This is a genomic window from Thermostichus sp. MS-CIW-37, assembly GCF_054060065.1.
On the sequence record NZ_JBSSCV010000032.1, the window covers coordinates 1 to 14,872 of the forward strand.

10 protein-coding genes and 1 pseudogene are annotated in these 14,872 nt (G+C 61.0%); 4 read left to right on the top strand and 7 right to left on the bottom strand.

Annotated elements, in window-relative coordinates:
- Positions 1-567: pseudogene (locus ACVWYZ_RS12315) on the bottom strand (RNA-guided endonuclease TnpB family protein); the annotation flags it as partial.
- 325 nt (positions 568-892) lie between these two features.
- Between ACVWYZ_RS12315 and ACVWYZ_RS12320 the strand changes: the two are divergent.
- The 3 genes from ACVWYZ_RS12320 (at position 893) to ACVWYZ_RS12330 (ending at position 6,891) form a co-directional block, all read left to right on the top strand.
- Entirely contained in the window at positions 893-1,060 is a 168-nt protein-coding gene (locus ACVWYZ_RS12320) for a hypothetical protein (RefSeq protein ID WP_083757636.1), read from the top strand.
- A gap of 120 nt (positions 1,061-1,180) precedes the next feature.
- Positions 1,181-3,457, top strand: a complete 2,277-nt coding sequence (recJ, locus tag ACVWYZ_RS12325; protein WP_457467220.1) for a single-stranded-DNA-specific exonuclease RecJ — start codon at positions 1,181-1,183, stop codon at positions 3,455-3,457.
- 134 nt (positions 3,458-3,591) lie between these two features.
- Positions 3,592-6,891: an AAA family ATPase gene (locus ACVWYZ_RS12330; protein ID WP_457467221.1), complete on the top strand. Its 3,300-nt coding sequence runs from the start codon at positions 3,592-3,594 to the stop codon at positions 6,889-6,891.
- Here ACVWYZ_RS12330 and ACVWYZ_RS12335 read toward each other — a convergent pair.
- The 6 genes from ACVWYZ_RS12335 to ACVWYZ_RS12360 all read right to left on the bottom strand — a co-directional run bounded on the left by ACVWYZ_RS12335 (position 6,888) and on the right by ACVWYZ_RS12360 (position 11,971).
- Complete coding sequence (locus ACVWYZ_RS12335) at positions 6,888-7,337, bottom strand: GerW family sporulation protein (RefSeq protein WP_414358213.1); 450 nt, start codon at positions 7,335-7,337, stop codon at positions 6,888-6,890. The genes ACVWYZ_RS12330 and ACVWYZ_RS12335 overlap by 4 nt on opposite strands.
- Positions 7,338-7,392: 55 nt before the next feature.
- The gene (locus tag ACVWYZ_RS12340) at positions 7,393-7,656 is read right to left on the bottom strand and encodes a DUF2973 domain-containing protein (protein WP_414358210.1); all 264 of its coding nucleotides are present in this window, start codon (positions 7,654-7,656) and stop codon (positions 7,393-7,395) included.
- Positions 7,656-7,967, bottom strand: a complete 312-nt coding sequence (locus ACVWYZ_RS12345) for a DUF2605 domain-containing protein (protein WP_457467222.1) — start codon at positions 7,965-7,967, stop codon at positions 7,656-7,658. Before ACVWYZ_RS12345 ends, ACVWYZ_RS12340 begins: the two co-directional genes overlap by 1 nt.
- A gap of 50 nt (positions 7,968-8,017) precedes the next feature.
- A complete protein-coding gene (locus ACVWYZ_RS12350) occupies positions 8,018-9,550 on the bottom strand; it encodes a cobaltochelatase subunit CobN (protein ID WP_457467223.1) in 1,533 nt (510 codons plus the stop codon).
- A gap of 1 nt (position 9,551) precedes the next feature.
- Positions 9,552-10,727: a transaldolase gene (locus ACVWYZ_RS12355; protein ID WP_457467224.1), complete on the bottom strand. Its 1,176-nt coding sequence runs from the start codon at positions 10,725-10,727 to the stop codon at positions 9,552-9,554.
- A gap of 290 nt (positions 10,728-11,017) precedes the next feature.
- Positions 11,018-11,971: an RluA family pseudouridine synthase gene (locus tag ACVWYZ_RS12360; protein WP_457467225.1), complete on the bottom strand. Its 954-nt coding sequence runs from the start codon at positions 11,969-11,971 to the stop codon at positions 11,018-11,020.
- Positions 11,972-12,344: 373 nt separating this feature from the next.
- Between ACVWYZ_RS12360 and ppsA the strand changes: the two genes are divergently transcribed.
- Positions 12,345-14,804 carry a phosphoenolpyruvate synthase gene (gene ppsA / locus ACVWYZ_RS12365; protein WP_414409165.1) on the top strand — a complete coding sequence of 820 codons (2,460 nt, stop codon included), beginning with the start codon at positions 12,345-12,347 and terminating at the stop codon, positions 14,802-14,804.
- Positions 14,805-14,872: the final 68 nt, after the last annotated feature.

The window sequence follows — 14,872 nt, forward strand, 5'->3', positions numbered from 1 at the left end:
CCTTTGTATGAGCAATATCCGTCCTGCCCAAATCCACCCCCAGCACTCTATCCGTGCGTTGCGGTGGGCACGGTTCCGTTTCCACACAGATTTGATTTGAATGGAGTAGAAACCGTCTTTGCGCTTGACCAGAGTGGCGGATTTGGGGTTGGAGCCTGCCAACTGTTCTCTCTGGTAACGGCCAATCGCTAGCTCAAAGCGTTCTCTTCCATCAACCGTGGTCAGCGACACCGTCCAGTCTTTCTCGCGAAACGAAAAGATACGTGCATCGTAGGTAGCGAAGCCACCCTTGAACACTTTGACGGGGCGGTTTTTCTGTCGGGCAACTTTACGGGCACCGGCCAGCCGTCTGCAGACCTGCTGGGCCAAGTTACTGGACAAGCCGAACCGGGCACGGATTTCGCGGTAGCACAGAGACTGGAGCTTAACGGCGTTGGCGACTTTCTCGGGTGTGTTCTGGTTGACCCAGTTCAACGCCTGCACAAAGGCATCCATTGTCGCATCCAACTTTGCAGCTTGCGACTGGGACACCTTGAGCTTGCAGGAGACGGTCAGGACTTGGGTCATGGTTCTATCATAACTTCCGCATTCCTCCCGACCCTCGTCCTACGGACAGAGGGCGGGGCTCCTGCGATTTCTAGCTGAGGACAGGTAGGGCTATGAAAGGGGCGCGCAGACCGGTCAAATCCATCTGAGAGGGTTTCCCGGGCTCTCACCCCCAGCCTCTGTTCCAAAGGGAGAGGGGAGTGTTGCCGTGATTTGGAATGGCTACAGACGCAAATGAGTCTGATTCTTGTTTCAGCATCGTTGCCGAGCAACCGCTAGGGTGTAGAGACGCGGATCTTCGACAAGAGGATCCCTAGGAAAAAACGAGAAAGAAGGAGAGAAAATCATGTCTGCCAGCACCCTTGTCCGTTGCGCCTGTGAACACTGCAACTGCAGCTTCGAGAGCAGCCAAGGCTATCGCTACGAAGGTCAACTCTACTGCAGCGAAGCCTGTGCCACCCACAATCACGAGCACCCTTCCGCCTGTTGTGTGGCTTCTCACTGCTGCCAGTAGGGTTCAAGGTAGCCCATCATCCCCAGCCCTTTCCTCTGGGATCCATTTCCCCCCTGGGCCGTTTTTGATAGGCTCCTGAGAAGTTCTACTCTTGTCGGCCAAGGGGTCGGCCTAGCTTGCATGGATTACGGCTGGCGCGAAGATACTCCGCACCGCTGGGAGCTGCTGCCCACTCCCCCCCAGTTCAATCTGGAGCTGAGCCGGGAATACGGCAAGTATGCGGCCAAGGTGATGGCCCTGCGGGGTCTGCACACTTGGGAGCAAGCGCGGGCCTTCGCGGATCCCGAATACTATTCCCCCACACCGTCGGGATCCCTGCCAGATCTGGAGCGGGCGGTGGCACGGCTGCTACAGGCGCGGGAAAGGGGAGAGACCCTGTGCATTTGGGGGGACTTTGACTGCGATGGTGTCACCAGCACCAGTCTTCTGCTCTCGGTGTTACAACCCTTGGGCTTCCGAGTCCAGTTCACCATACCGCTGCGCAGTACCGAAGGGCACGGCCTCAACCCTCAACGGCTGCAGCAGGTGCTGGCCCAGGGCTGCCAAGTGATCCTGACGGTGGATTGCGGGGTGGGCAATGCTGCCGAAATTGCCATGGCCCAAGCCCAGGGGGTGGACGTGATCGTGACGGATCACCACATGCTGCCGGATCCCTTGCCCGCTGCCTATGCGGTGGTCAACCCCTTGCGATTGCCGGCTGAACATCCGCTGCGCTTCTTGCCGGGGGTGGGAGTGGCCTACAAGTTGGCGGAGGCGCTTTACGAAGCACTGGGGATCCCTGGTGTCGGGCAGCACCTGGATCTGGTGGCGGTGGGAATCGTGGCCGATGTGGCGGTGTTGCAGCGGGAGTGCCGCTACTTGGTGCAGCGGGGCCTGCCGGTGCTGGCCAAGACGCAGCGTCCGGGGCTGCAGGCTCTCCTGGCTCGGGTTGACAACGGCCAATCCCAGGGGGTGCCGACAGCCCAAGATATTGCCTTTCGCCTTGCTCCCAAGCTGAATGCAATTGGCCGATTGGAAGATGCCAGCCTGGCGGTGGAGCTGCTGACCACCCCCGATCCAGAGCGCGCCCAGGCCCTGGTGCAGCACTTTGTCGCCCTCAATGAGGAGCGTAAGCACCTCACCCAGCAGGTGATCCAGGAGGCCAGCCAACAAGTGGAGAGCATGGATCTGGCCCGAGAAGGAGCCATTGTTTTGGCCGAAGCCGGCTGGAACCCAGGGGTTCTGGGGATCGCGGCGGCGCGCTTGGTGGAGCAGTATAACTGCCCAACGGTGTTGATCGCCAAAGACGAAGCGGCGGGACGGGGCTATGGGTCGGGCCGTTCCCTGCCGGGGGTGAACCTGGTGGAGGCCATCGAGGCTGTGCGCCCCCTGTTGCTGGGGGGAGGTGGACACCCTATGGCAGCCGGGATCCAAGTGGATCTCTCTTGCCTGGCCGCCGTACAACTGGCTTTGCGGCGGGAGCTGGCCGCGCGGGTCAGCCCGGATCAGCAGGCTCGCGCCTTGGCGGTGGAGATTATCCTCGACTGGGAGCTACTGGTCTCTCAGGATCGGGACGGGGTGGCAGAGCTGGATGAGGTGTATCGGCAGGTGCAGCTTCTGCAGCCCTTTGGGCACGGCAACCCCAACCCCGTCGTAGCCCTGATGAATGTTCGCTGCGGCAGCGTTAAGTTGGGGATTTCTCAGAATGGTCGCCACCTGAAGTTTGAGCTGGGATCCCGTACCCTGTGGTTTTGGCAAGCCGGAGAAGAGCTGGAGCGCTGGCAAAAATGCCAGGCTTTGGACATCGCCCTACAGTTGGAGGCGGATGACCGGGGCAGACAGCCTTGGCAGGGCAAAGTGCTGGCGGTGCGCCCTGCGGGAGAGTGGCAGGCACCCACCATTTCCGCCCCTCGCCTACAGATCCAAGATTTTCGGCAGAAACCCCTGCCGGATTCGCAGCAGGGGGCCATCTGTTACGACGGGCAGGAGGCCGAGAACTTTGTTCCACCACCCAAAGGGAAAGAGCTGGTACTGGCCCGCTGGCCCTGGCTACCGGCGGACTTGGCACAACTGCTGCAACAGGTACAGCCCCGAACCCTGATCCTGGCCGCTTCTGCCTCCCCCTGGGAGCAGATCCCCGCCCGAGTCAACTGGCTGATGCAACAGTGGCAGGCAGGCCAACGGGATCCCGACGAGCTGGCTGCGGCAACCGGCTTTCCCCGGCAGTGGCTGGCGGAACTGGACAGTCCGGAGCAGATCCCCACGCTGCTGATGGGCCGCCTTCAGGAATCCCAAGCCTTTCACCGCTGGCTGGATGAGGCTAGCCCCACCCAGATTGCCCAACTGTGTCAGCGGCTAATGCAATCGGATCCCCTCTCAAGAGAGACAAGAGAGAAAAGAGAAAAGAACGGAGAGTAGTGAGAAGGGAGTATCCTCACTCCTCTCTCCTCACTTCTCACTCCTCATTGTTGCTCCCCACCGCTGACGCGATACTCTGGATCAAATGGCTCAACCTCATTTTTTCCAGCAACCAGAGCCCCTCAGAGTTTTCTGTGATCCCGGTTCGCCTAACCTTGCACAATTTTCTCTGTTACGCTCACGCCGTTTTGGATCTGCGCGGGATCCACACCGCCTGTATCTGTGGCCCCAATGGGGCAGGCAAGTCCGCCCTGCTCGACGCCCTCACCTGGGGCCTCTGGGGGCAAAGCCGGGCCAGCAACGATAGCGATCTCATCCGCAAGGGGGCCAGCGAAGCCTGGGTAGAGGTGATCTACCGCTCCCGAGGACAAACCTACCGCATCCTGCGCAGCCGTCATCTATCGGGCGAGGGATCCCTGGAGTGGCAAATTCAAACCGGAGAAACCGACGGCCAACCTCGCTGGCGTAGCTTGACCCGCCGCGGCATGCGCGCCACCCAACAGTCCATTCAAAGTCAGCTCAGCCTCGACTACGAGACCTTTATTCACTCCGCCTATCTGCGACAAGGACAAGCAGATGCCTTCACTCTGAAGCGTCCCGGCGAGCGCAAGCAGATCTTGGCCGACATGCTCAAGTTGGGGCAGTACGATTTGCTGGCCGACCGCTGCCGGGAACAGGCGCGCAGTGCCAAACTCAAAGCCGATCTGCTCCAAGAGCGCCTGCAGCAGCTCAACCAACAACAGGCCCACGTTGGCCAAATCCAAGCTGAGCTGGAGCGACTCCAACAACGGCAAACTCATCTGCAGCAGCTCCTAGCCCAGCAACAGCAGGAATTGCAAGCCCTAGAGCGCCTCTACGAACATCGCTGCATCCTGCAGGAGCGCCACCAACACCTTACCCAACACTTGCAAAAGCTCGGCACCAACCTACAGCACACCGAGCAACAGTGGCGTGCCCAGCGACAGCACCTGCTCCAGTTGGAAGAGCTGATCGCCCAGAGTGAAGACATCCTGGCGGGTTACGAACGCTACCAAGCCCTGATGGCCCAAGATCGCCATCTCCACCACCTCTTCGAGCAACAGCAGCATCTGCTCCAAGAACGCCAAAAGCTGCAAGCCGAGCAAGCAGAGCAGCAACAGCAGCAACTGCGCAAGATGCAACGGCTGCAACAGGAGTTGGCCACCTGCCAAGCCCAGGCCCAAGCCGATGCCCAATTGCTGGCAGAACAGGAGCGCATCGAAATCGGCCTGCGCCACTACCAGCAAGCTCAAGAGCGTCTCCAGGCCCTGAACCAAGCCCAAGCTCAAGCCGCCGTCCTTCTCCAGCAGCAACAGCATTGGCAAGAGCAAATCCGCCGCGAGCGGGAACGCCTGCAAGCCCGCGTTCAGCTTCTCAGCCAGCAACTACAAAGCCAGGAAACTCTAGCCCAACAGCAGCAGCAACTGGAGCAGAAAATCGCCGAAGGAGAGGCCGCCTTGGCAGAGCTGGAGCGACGGCGTCTCTACCAGCAGCGGGTGTTGGAAAAAGTCCAAGAACGGCGGCTGTTCGTGCAAAAGCTCCAGGAACGCCAGCGGGTTCTCCAGCAACAGTGGCAACAGGAAGAAGAACGCTGCCGCCTGTTGGTGACCACCTGGGAGGAAGGTCAAGAGGTGTTTTCCGCTCAAAGTGCTCCGCGCAGCGAACGAGATCAGGTCACCCCCACTTTGGCAAGAGTGACAGCCCTTGTCGAGGAGGCAGCAGAACAAGAGGAGGGATCCCCGGCCCTATCTTCTGTCGGCCAGCCTGCCGAGCCATCCCCTGCAACGCCGACAGCAGAGCCGCAGGGATCCGGCTTTATGGCTCCGCAACGCCGTCGCAACTGGACTTGCCCCCTCTGCGCCCGTCCCCTCAGCCCGCGCCTGCGGGATGTGGTGCTGAAAAAACACCGCGAGCGTCAAGAGGAAATTGCCGGCGAACTGTTTGTTATCCGCGAACAACTGGCGGTGGCCGACCGGGAGATCGAACTCTTGCAAGAAGAATACCGCCGTCTTAGCCAAGAACTGGCCACTTGGGATGAGCGCCTGCACCTTCAAGGGCGATTGCAACAGCAGTGGGAAGCCGAGCAGGAGCGCTGTCGGCAAATCCAGCTCTGGCAAGCAGAGGCGGCAGAGTTGAGGGAAATCCTTGACCGGGAAGCTTACGCTCAAGAAGCTCGGCAACAGCTCCAGCAGATCCAGCAGGCCCTGCACCAACTGGGCTATGACGAGCGCGAGCACGCCCTACAACGGGGAGAACTGGAGCGCTGGCGCTGGGCCCTGGGCCGCTCTCAAGAACTCCGCAAGGCCCAAGAGCGCCGCTCTCACCTATGGGAGCAAATCGCCTCCCTACAGGCACAACTGGAAACCCTGCAACAGGTGGGATCCAAGGACTCCGTCCCGCCAGTGGGATCGGATTCTCCCCTGGCGGAGCGGTTGGCTCAGGTGGAACAGGCGTTAAACCACCTGGGCTACGATGGATCCCTGCACCAGCAGGTGAAAGCCGAACTGGCCCAAGCGCAGCTCTGGCCCGCGCGCCTGCAAGCCCTACAGGTGGCCCGCCAGGAACTGCCGGAGGTGGCAGCCCGCACCCAAGCCCTATCCCAACGCCTGCAGGAAAGCCGCCAGCACTTTGCCCAAGCCACCCAAGAGTTGGAACGGCTTCAGCAACAACTGGCGGAGCATCCCGAGGTTTTGCCTGCTCAGCTGGAAGGGATCCGCCAAACCCTGCGGGAGCACCGCCGGCGGCTGGATGAGGTGCTGTCTCAGATAGGGGCTGCCCAGCAACGGCTACAACAGGCGGTTCAACAGCAGGCGGAGCAAGCCGAGCTGGAACAACAACTGCAGCAGGCCCGCCGCCAGCAGCAGGTGTACCAAGAGCTGGCCAATGCCTATGGTCGCAACGGCATCCCCGCCCTGATCGTCGAAAATGTCCTGCCGGAGCTGGAAGCCCAGGCCAACCAGATCTTGGCCCGCCTGACCCAACACCGCCTGCACCTGCAATTTGTAACCCAGCGCTCCGGGCGACGCTATTGCTCACCGGCCAAGCTGTTCTCGGTAGCCGGACGGAGCTCTTGCGACACCCTCGACATTCTCATCGCCGATCCCCACGGCACCCGCCCCTACGAGACCTACTCCGGCGGAGAAGCCTTCCGCATCAACTTCGCCATTCGCCTGGCCCTGTCCCGCCTGCTCACCCAGCGCTCGGGATCCGATCTGCAAACGCTGCTCATCGACGAGGGGTTTGGATCCCAGGATGCCACCGGACGCGCCCAACTGCTGGCCGCCATCAACGCCATCGCCCCCGACTTTGCCTGCATCTTGGTGATCACCCACATCCCCAGCCTGCAGGATGCTTTCCCCCACCGCATCGAGGTACAGCCCTCTCCCCAGGGATCCCGCCTTCACATTCGCGGCTAGCCGGGCCGGTCGGATGGGATCCCGGCACGAGTCTGCAGCCACTGCTGCAACAGGGGTACCAAGGCCTCGCTGAGTTGGTTCCACTGGTCGGGCTTCTGGGCGGTGGTCAGCAGCTCCACCCGCTCCCCCCGAATCACCAGAAAGCCAACCGGCTCGATGCGCACCCCGCCCCCTGCTCCCCCGAACAGGCTGGCCGGATCCCCTCCGTTGCCGCGAAAGCCAGAAGCAGTTTTGCCGAAGTTGCCCCCTCCCCCACCCAAGCCGAAATGTAGGGACATGTAGGGGACGATGATCGTCTCGCCAATGGTGATCGGCTGGCCAAAGGTTTGTCCCGTTTCCGCCAAAACCTTCAGCTTGCTGAGCACCGCTTCCAGTACGGCTTCCACGTTGAAGTCGGATCCCATCTCGGTTGACTTGCCCACCAGACGCTTGGGCAGATGGCGCACGGCACCTTTCCAGGCTACTGCAGCCCCTCCAAGAGAGGAAGCCCAAGAAACTCCCCTAGTCTTCGTCCGGCGAGCCGGAATAGAGATCTTCCAAACGGCTGCGGGCTTCTTCCAAGCTGGCCGAGCGAATCACCAGCAGAGGCTCTTCGGTGAGGTTGCCATCTTCATCCAGCAGCTCTGGGTGAGGGATCCGCTGGCGGGCGCGACGGGGAGAGGTCTTGCGCTCTTCCACGCCCAACGTGATGACATTGGCAACCAAGTTGCGCAGGGCCAAAAAGGCAATGGCCACAAAAGCGATGAGGTAGAGAATCTGCAGCATCACAGGTCAGAGGAGGGGTGAATCTGGCGAAATCGACGGCCCAATTCGGCACATTTCATCAGCAGGCGATGCCATTTTGCCATCAGCCCAGGGTCGATGCCAACCTCTTGATCGGACGCCTGATAAAGCGCTTCGGCCACCTGTATCTCCGCTTGAGCGTCCAGAACCTGTTCCAGCAAGGACTGCTGCTCCTCTGGGCTGATCAATTCCAGGGTCTCTTCCTGCAAAAAGCGGCGAGAACGCTCAAACCAGTAGCGGTAGTCTTCCAGCAGCGGCCCCAGAATCTCCCGCAACAGCTCGGCTTTGCTCATGGCCTGGGATCCCTCCACAACTGGTTTGGATGAGAAAAGCTTAGCAGAACTTAACCTTCTTTCGCCACAGGGGGGCAGGATTCCAGGTAGGCTTCCATCTCCAGCATCAAGGCTTCGATCTGGGGCAGCAGCTCTGGGGCCTGCTCTTGCCAGTAGCCCCGCTGGTGGGCTTCCAGCAGTCGCTCGCTCATGTCCCGCAGCGCCCAAGGGTTGTGGGATCGCAGGAACTCCTGGACTTGGGGATCCAATAGGTAGGCGCGGGCCAGCCCTGCGTACATGAAATCCGGCACAGCGTGGGTGGTGACATCGTAGGCGAAGAGATAGTCCAGGGTGGCGGCCATCTCGAAAGCGCCTTTGTAGCCGTGGCGCATAACACCGGCAATCCACTTGGGGTTGATCACGCGGGAGCGATAGACCCGGTCGATTTCTTCTGCCAAGGTGTGGATTTTAGGGTTGTGGGGGCGGGCGTGATCCCCAAAGTAGATCTGGGGGTTGCGGCCCTGGAGTGCCCGCACTGCGGCCACCATCCCCCCTTGAAACTGGTAGTAGTCATCGGAGTCCAGCAGGTCGTGCTCGCGGTTGTCTTGGTTGTGGAGCACAATTTGCAGGTGGGCCAATTGCCGCCGCAGGGCTTCGGGGGCCGGCTCTCCCTCGCCATCGGCCCGGTAGGCGTAGCTGCTCCAGTTGAGGTAGGCGCGGGCCAGATCCGCTTCTGTTTCCCAGTTTTGCGCCTCGATCAGCCCCTGTAGGCCGGCCCCATAGGCCCCCGGCTTGGAGCCGAAGATGCGCAGCCGCGCCCGCTCCGCTGCTGCTTGCGGTGGGATCCCCTGCTGTTGCCAGTAGTCAGTATCGGCCAACATCTGAGCTCGCAAGGGGTTATCGGCTTCCGGCTCCTCCAGATCGGCCACGGCCTGCACAGCTCGGTCAAACAGGGCAATCAGATTGGGAAAGGCATCGCGGAAGAAGCCAGAAATGCGCAAGGTCACATCCACCCGAGGACGCCCCAAAACGGCCACGGGCAGGATCTCGATATCCACCACCCGTCCCCCATCCCAGCGGGGTTTCACTCCCAGCAGGGCCAGGGCTTCGGCCCAATCGTCGCCGCCGGTGCGCAGGGTGGAAGTTCCCCAGACGGATAGCCCCAGACGACGGGGGTACTCCCCTTGCTCTTGCACGTAGCGCTCCACCACCCGCTCTGCCGCTCGCGCGCCAATTTGCCAGGCCGTTGGGGTGGGAATGGCGCGGATATCCACCGAGTAAAAGTTGCGCCCCGTGGGCAACACATCCACCCGGCCTCGGGTGGGGGCGCCGGAAGCGCCGCTGGGCACATAGCCGCCCCCTAGCCCATGCAGCAGGTTCTCTAGCTCCTGGGGAGTTTGCTGCAGGCGAGGGAGCAGATCCGTCTCGATCCAATGCAGCACCTGCCTGGCTGTCGGCCCCGGTGGCGGATTGTAAGGGATCCCCTGCAAACGCTGGGCAATCCACAGGCGGGCTTGTGCCTCCAGGGCGGCAACCCCATCTCCGATGTGGCGAAAGCGCTCCCCCTTGGGGCCTTGGGTCGGATTTTGGGAGTGGGGAAGCATCCTACCTCAGGTAAACCGCTGCCCCCAGCCCTACCAACATTTCTTCCGGGGTGATCTTGCCATCTTGGTTGGTGTCGAGGGCATCGAAGACGCGATCCGCCCCCATCCATTCCTCGCGGGTAATGTAGCCATCCCCATCCAGGTCGTAGACGCGAAACACGTCTTGGGCCGCATGGGTAATCACCACTTTGTTGCCCTCCAGCTTGTGTAGCCGCTCGGTGAGCAGGTTTTCCAACACCTCCAGCGCCTTGGAGAAGCCCTGGATCCCTTCTTCCAGCTTTTCTGAGGCCATGCGGTTTTCCCGGTGCATCTGGTCGAAGGTGGCTCTGTCCATCACCAGGCGGGGAATATCCATCTGCTTGGCTTTTTCTGGATCCAACTTGCGCTCCAGGTGACCCTCGGTGTTTTGCAGCTCCGCCAGCAGCGCCGGTGAGATGGTGAGAAGATCGCAGCCGGCCAACTCGATGATCTCCCCGATGTTGCGGAAGCTGGCCCCCATCACTTCCGTCGGAAAATCGTATTTGCGGAAGTAGTTGTAAATCTGGGTCACCGACTGCACCCCCGGATCTTCGGCAGGAGGGTAGCTCTCCCGGCCCGTGTGTTTCTTGTACCAATCCAAGATGCGGCCCACAAAGGGCGAGATCAGCTTCACCCCCGCTTCGGCGCAGGCGATGGCCTGGTGTAGGCCAAACAACAGGGTGAGGTTGCAATGGATCCCTTCTTTTTCCAGGATCTCGGCAGCTCGGATCCCTTCCCAAGTCGAGGCAATTTTAATCAGCACCCGGCTGGGATCCGCTCCTGCTGCCTTGTACAGCTCGATCAGATGGCGGGCCTTGGCGACCGTAGCTTCCGTGTCGTAGGAGAGGCGGGCATCCACCTCCGTCGAGACCCGGCCAGGAATGATGGACAAAATGCGCACGCCGAAGGCTACCGCCAATTGATCGATGGCATGGGCCACCACGGTTTTGATGTCGGCTTTGGATCCCAGTTCTTGGCGGGCCTTGAGCAAGGTTTCATCGACAATGCCCTGGTACTGGGGCATTTGGGCAGCCGCTGTGATCAAAGAGGGGTTGGTGGTGGCATCTTGAGGCTTAAAGCTCTCGATGGCGTTGATATCACCCGTATCGGCGACCACGACAGTCATCTGTCGCAATTGCTCCAGCAAGCTCTTGCTCATGTTCGGCTCCTTGAGATTGCGCTACGCGCCGCTTCTGCGACCTAGTTTCAGTGTTACCCATCCCATTCAGGGATCCCAGCAGATGTGAGATTGTCTTAATTCTCTTCTCTGGCCGGGTTCACCCCCACGGGTGTGGGGACAACTGGGCATACTCGTTTCAAACAAGATGAAGACCCTTCGCCGCTGACCCTCACCCCTTGCGGGCGAGGGGAGCTGGGGATCAACCAACCAGCTGTTCCACAGCCGTTTGCAATGACCAGGCAAAGCAAGGGGGAAACCCCAGAGGCTGCCTAGCCCGCCTGGCTGCGCAACTGCCGCAAGAGCCGCTCAAACTCCTCCGGCAGGGGAGCGGTAAACTGCATCGGCTGGCCTGTGCGCGGGTGAACAAAGGAGAGCTTCCAGGCATGGAGAGCTTGGCCGCTCAGTTTGACAGGGCTGGTTTTGCTCTGGGTGTAGAGGGGATCCCCGACAATCGGCAGGCGCAAATGGGCAGCATGAACCCGAATTTGATGGGTGCGCCCCGTCTCCAGCTCAAACTGCATCAGGGTGTAGTTGCCCAGGCGCTCCAGCACCTGCCAGTGGGTTACCGCCGCTCGCCCTTGGCCGGGGGGCAGGACGGCCATCTTTTGCCGATCCACCGGGTGCCTCCCAATGGGGGCAGAGACGGTGCCTTGGCTTTGGGCCGGCCGGCCAAACACCACCCCCAAGTAGATGCGCCGGGCGGTTTTGGCCTGGATCTGGGCTTGTAGGTGCTGGTGGGCCTGATCGTGTTTGGCGATCACCAGCGCGCCGGTGGTGTCTTTGTCGAGGCGATGCACAATGCCCGGACGCTGTTCGCCGTTGATGCCCGACAGGCGGGGACAATGGGCCAGCAGCGCGTGAACCAGTGTGCCGCTGGGATGGCCGGGAGCCGGATGCACTACCAGATCGCGGGGTTTGTTGAGCACAATCAGGTCGTCATCTTCGTAGAGAATGTCCAGCGGGATCCGCTCCGGCTCCAGTCTCGAAGGGGTAACCGCCGGGATCCGCACCTCAATCCGATCCCCCGTTTGCAAGGCGCGATTTTTATCCAGGCAGGGCTTCCCATTCAGCCAAACCTGCCCCGCCCGAATGAGCTGTTGCAGGCGCGAGCGAGACAAATCGGGGAGTTGCTCCGCCAAGCCTCGATCCAGCCGGGATCCCTGCTGTTTCTCGGTTACCGTTACCTGTCGAACCTCCACCGGCAGATCCTGGTGGCTTTCCATGCCCGACCGATTTGCCCTGTTGCGGAAACTGTCTTTTTTCATTGTGGCAGTTTGTTATTTTTGCTTGAAGTAAAAAAGGGCAAAGATTTGTGGCAACTTCGCCGAGGCAGCTTTCCCAGAATCCTGTTTGGTTCATCCCCTTTTGAGCCCTTTCTTCCCGATTTTCTGGGCATCGCAGCCGGAGAAAAAACCTCAGTAGAGTGAGAGTAAAGCCCATCGGGAGAAGCCGGGCCGACTTCTGGCCCAGAGGGAGTCTTTCTCTCGCACGCAATCGTCCTGAGGATGTCACCACAACATCGATTTCTCGATTGCAGATTGCGATGGGCTCAATCGTCCGAGGACAAGGGGTTCAATTCGCACAGGGAGGTGAGGCATGTCGGATAGAGCAACCGTGGGATCCCGGCCTCAACAAGACCCTCAGTTCTTGTCAGAGCTGCCTTTGGTCTTGCCACTGACGGAGGTGGGGCTGAGAGATATCGCCCAGGTGGGCGGGAAAAATGCCTCTCTGGGGGAGATGCTCCAACAGTTGGCTCCACAAGGGATCCAGGTGCCCACAGGATTTGCCACCACGGCCCATGCGTATCGCCAGTTCATCGCCTCTGCGGGTTTGGAGGAAAAGCTGCGCGAGATCTTTCGGGATCTCGACATTGAAGACGTGAACAACCTGCGCCATCGCGGCAAGGCTGCCCGCACCTTAATTCTGCAGACTCCCTTCCCCCCTCAGCTAGAGCAGGCCATCACGGAAGCCTACCAGAAGCTGTGCGAGCGCTACGGCCCCGACACCGATGTGGCAGTGCGCTCCAGCGCCACGGCAGAAGACTTGCCGGATGCCAGCTTTGCCGGCCAGCAGGAGACCTACCTGAACGTGCATGGGGTGCGGGCGGTGCTCAACGCCTGCCACCACTGTTTTGCCAGCCTGTTTACCGACCGGGCCATTTCCTACCGCCAAATCAAGGGCTTTGACCACTTTCAAGTGGCCCTTTCGGTGGGGGTGCAGAAGATGGTGCGCTCCGACCTGGCCTGTTCGGGGGTGATGTTCTCCATCGACCCGGAAACCGGCTTCAAAGACGCAGTGCTCATCACCGCCGCCTATGGTCTGGGGGAAAACGTGGTGCAAGGGATCGTCAACCCCGACGAATACGTGGTGTTCAAACCTACCCTCAAGCGGGGCCTGCGACCCCTTCTCTCCCGCAAGCTGGGCAGCAAAGCCCTGAAGCTCGTCTACGACGAGGGGGGATCCCGTTCCACCAAAAACGTGGCTGTCCCCGAAAGCCTGCGCAAGCAATATGCCCTCAGGGATGAGGAAATCCTCAAATTGGCCCAGTGGGCCTGCTTGATCGAGGAGCACTACTCGGCACAGCGGGGCCATTTCACGCCGATGGACATCGAGTGGGCCAAAGATGGCCTCACCGGGGAGCTGTTTATCGTGCAGGCCCGCCCCGAAACGGTGCAATCGCAAAAAGCGGCCAACCGGCTGACCACCTATCGCTTCACCCAGCCGGAAGTGCGGCCCGAACCTCTGGTGCGGGGGCGGGCGGTGGGCGAGGCCATCGGCCAGGGTACAGCCCGCCTTATCTTGGATGTGCGCCGCTCGGATCAGTTTCAGGCCGGCGAGGTGCTGGTGACCGAGAAGACGGATCCCGACTGGGAGCCCATCATGAAGAAAGCCAGCGCCATCGTCACCAACCAGGGGGGCAGAACCTGCCATGCGGCCATCATCGCCCGCGAGCTGGGGATCCCGGCCATTGTTGGCTGCGGCAACGCCACCCAGGTGCTCAGCTCCGGCCAGCCCATCACCATTTCCTGCGCCGAGGGAGAAGAAGGGCGGGTTTATCCCGGCTTGCTGCCCTATGAAGTGAGCGAGATCCCCCTGGAGAAGCTGCCCCGTCCCCGCACCCAACTGATGATGAATGTGGGCAACCCCGAAAAAGCCTTCGGCCTCAGCGGGATCCCTTGCGATGGGGTCGGGCTGGCGCGGCTGGAGTTCATCATCGCCAACCACATTCAAGTCCACCCGCTGGCTTTGCTCAACTATGAGCAGGCGGTGAAGGAGGAGCCTCGCCTGGCGGAGCTGACCGCCCAATATCCCGATAAGCCTGAATACTTTGTGGATAAGCTGGCCCAAGGGGTGAGCACCATCGCCGCCGCCTTCTATCCCAAGCCGGTGATCGTGCGGCTGTCGGATTTCAAAAGCAACGAATATGCCCACCTGCTGGGGGGATCCCGCTACGAGCCCCACGAGGAAAACCCGATGATCGGCTGGCGGGGGGCTTCCCGCTACACGGATCCCCGCTACCGTGAGGGCTTTGCCTTGGAGTGTCGGGCCATGAAACGGGTGCGGGATGAGATGGGCCTGACCAACGTGATCTTGATGATCCCCTTCTGCCGCACGCCGGAAGAGGGGCACAAGGTGCTGGAAGAGATGGCCCGCCATGGCCTGGTGCGGGGAGAAAACGGTCTGCAGGTGTACGTGATGTGTGAATTGCCCAGCAACGTCATCCTGGCCGACGCGTTTTGCCAGATCTTCGACGGCTTCTCCATCGGCTCCAACGACCTCACCCAGCTCACTCTGGGCCTGGATCGCGACTCAGCCCTGGTGGCCCACCTTTTTGACGAGCGCAACGAGGCCGTCAGGCGGATGATCGCCCAGGTGATCCAGACGGTGAAAAGCCATGGCCGCAAGATCGGCATCTGCGGGCAGGCCCCCAGCGACTACCCCGACTTCGCCCGCTTCCTGGTGCAGGCGGGGATCGATTCCATCAGCCTCAACCCCGATTCCCTGCTGAAAACCCTGCTGGTGGTGGCCGAAGCAGAAGCGGCTGGCGCCCGGTGAGCCCAAAGCCGGCCCAGGGACGTGCGCGGGGATCCCGTCTCCTGAGTTACAATCTCTTCTGCTGTGTT

Bases quoted from the DNA above. Each gene is read 5' to 3' on its own strand.
- recJ (WP_457467220.1), top strand. From the start codon at position 1,181: ATGGATTACGGCTGGCGCGAAGATACTCCGCACCGCTGGGAGCTGCTG.
- ACVWYZ_RS12350 (WP_457467223.1), bottom strand. From the start codon at position 9,550: ATGCTTCCCCACTCCCAAAATCCGACCCAAGGCCCCAAGGGGGAGCGC.
- ppsA (WP_414409165.1), top strand. From the start codon at position 12,345: ATGTCGGATAGAGCAACCGTGGGATCCCGGCCTCAACAAGACCCTCAG.
- ACVWYZ_RS12360 (WP_457467225.1), bottom strand. From the start codon at position 11,971: ATGGAAAGCCACCAGGATCTGCCGGTGGAGGTTCGACAGGTAACGGTA.
- ACVWYZ_RS12345 (WP_457467222.1), bottom strand. From the start codon at position 7,967: ATGAGCAAAGCCGAGCTGTTGCGGGAGATTCTGGGGCCGCTGCTGGAA.
- ACVWYZ_RS12355 (WP_457467224.1), bottom strand. From the start codon at position 10,727: ATGAGCAAGAGCTTGCTGGAGCAATTGCGACAGATGACTGTCGTGGTC.
- ACVWYZ_RS12320 (WP_083757636.1), top strand. From the start codon at position 893: ATGTCTGCCAGCACCCTTGTCCGTTGCGCCTGTGAACACTGCAACTGC.
- ACVWYZ_RS12340 (WP_414358210.1), bottom strand. From the start codon at position 7,656: ATGCTGCAGATTCTCTACCTCATCGCTTTTGTGGCCATTGCCTTTTTG.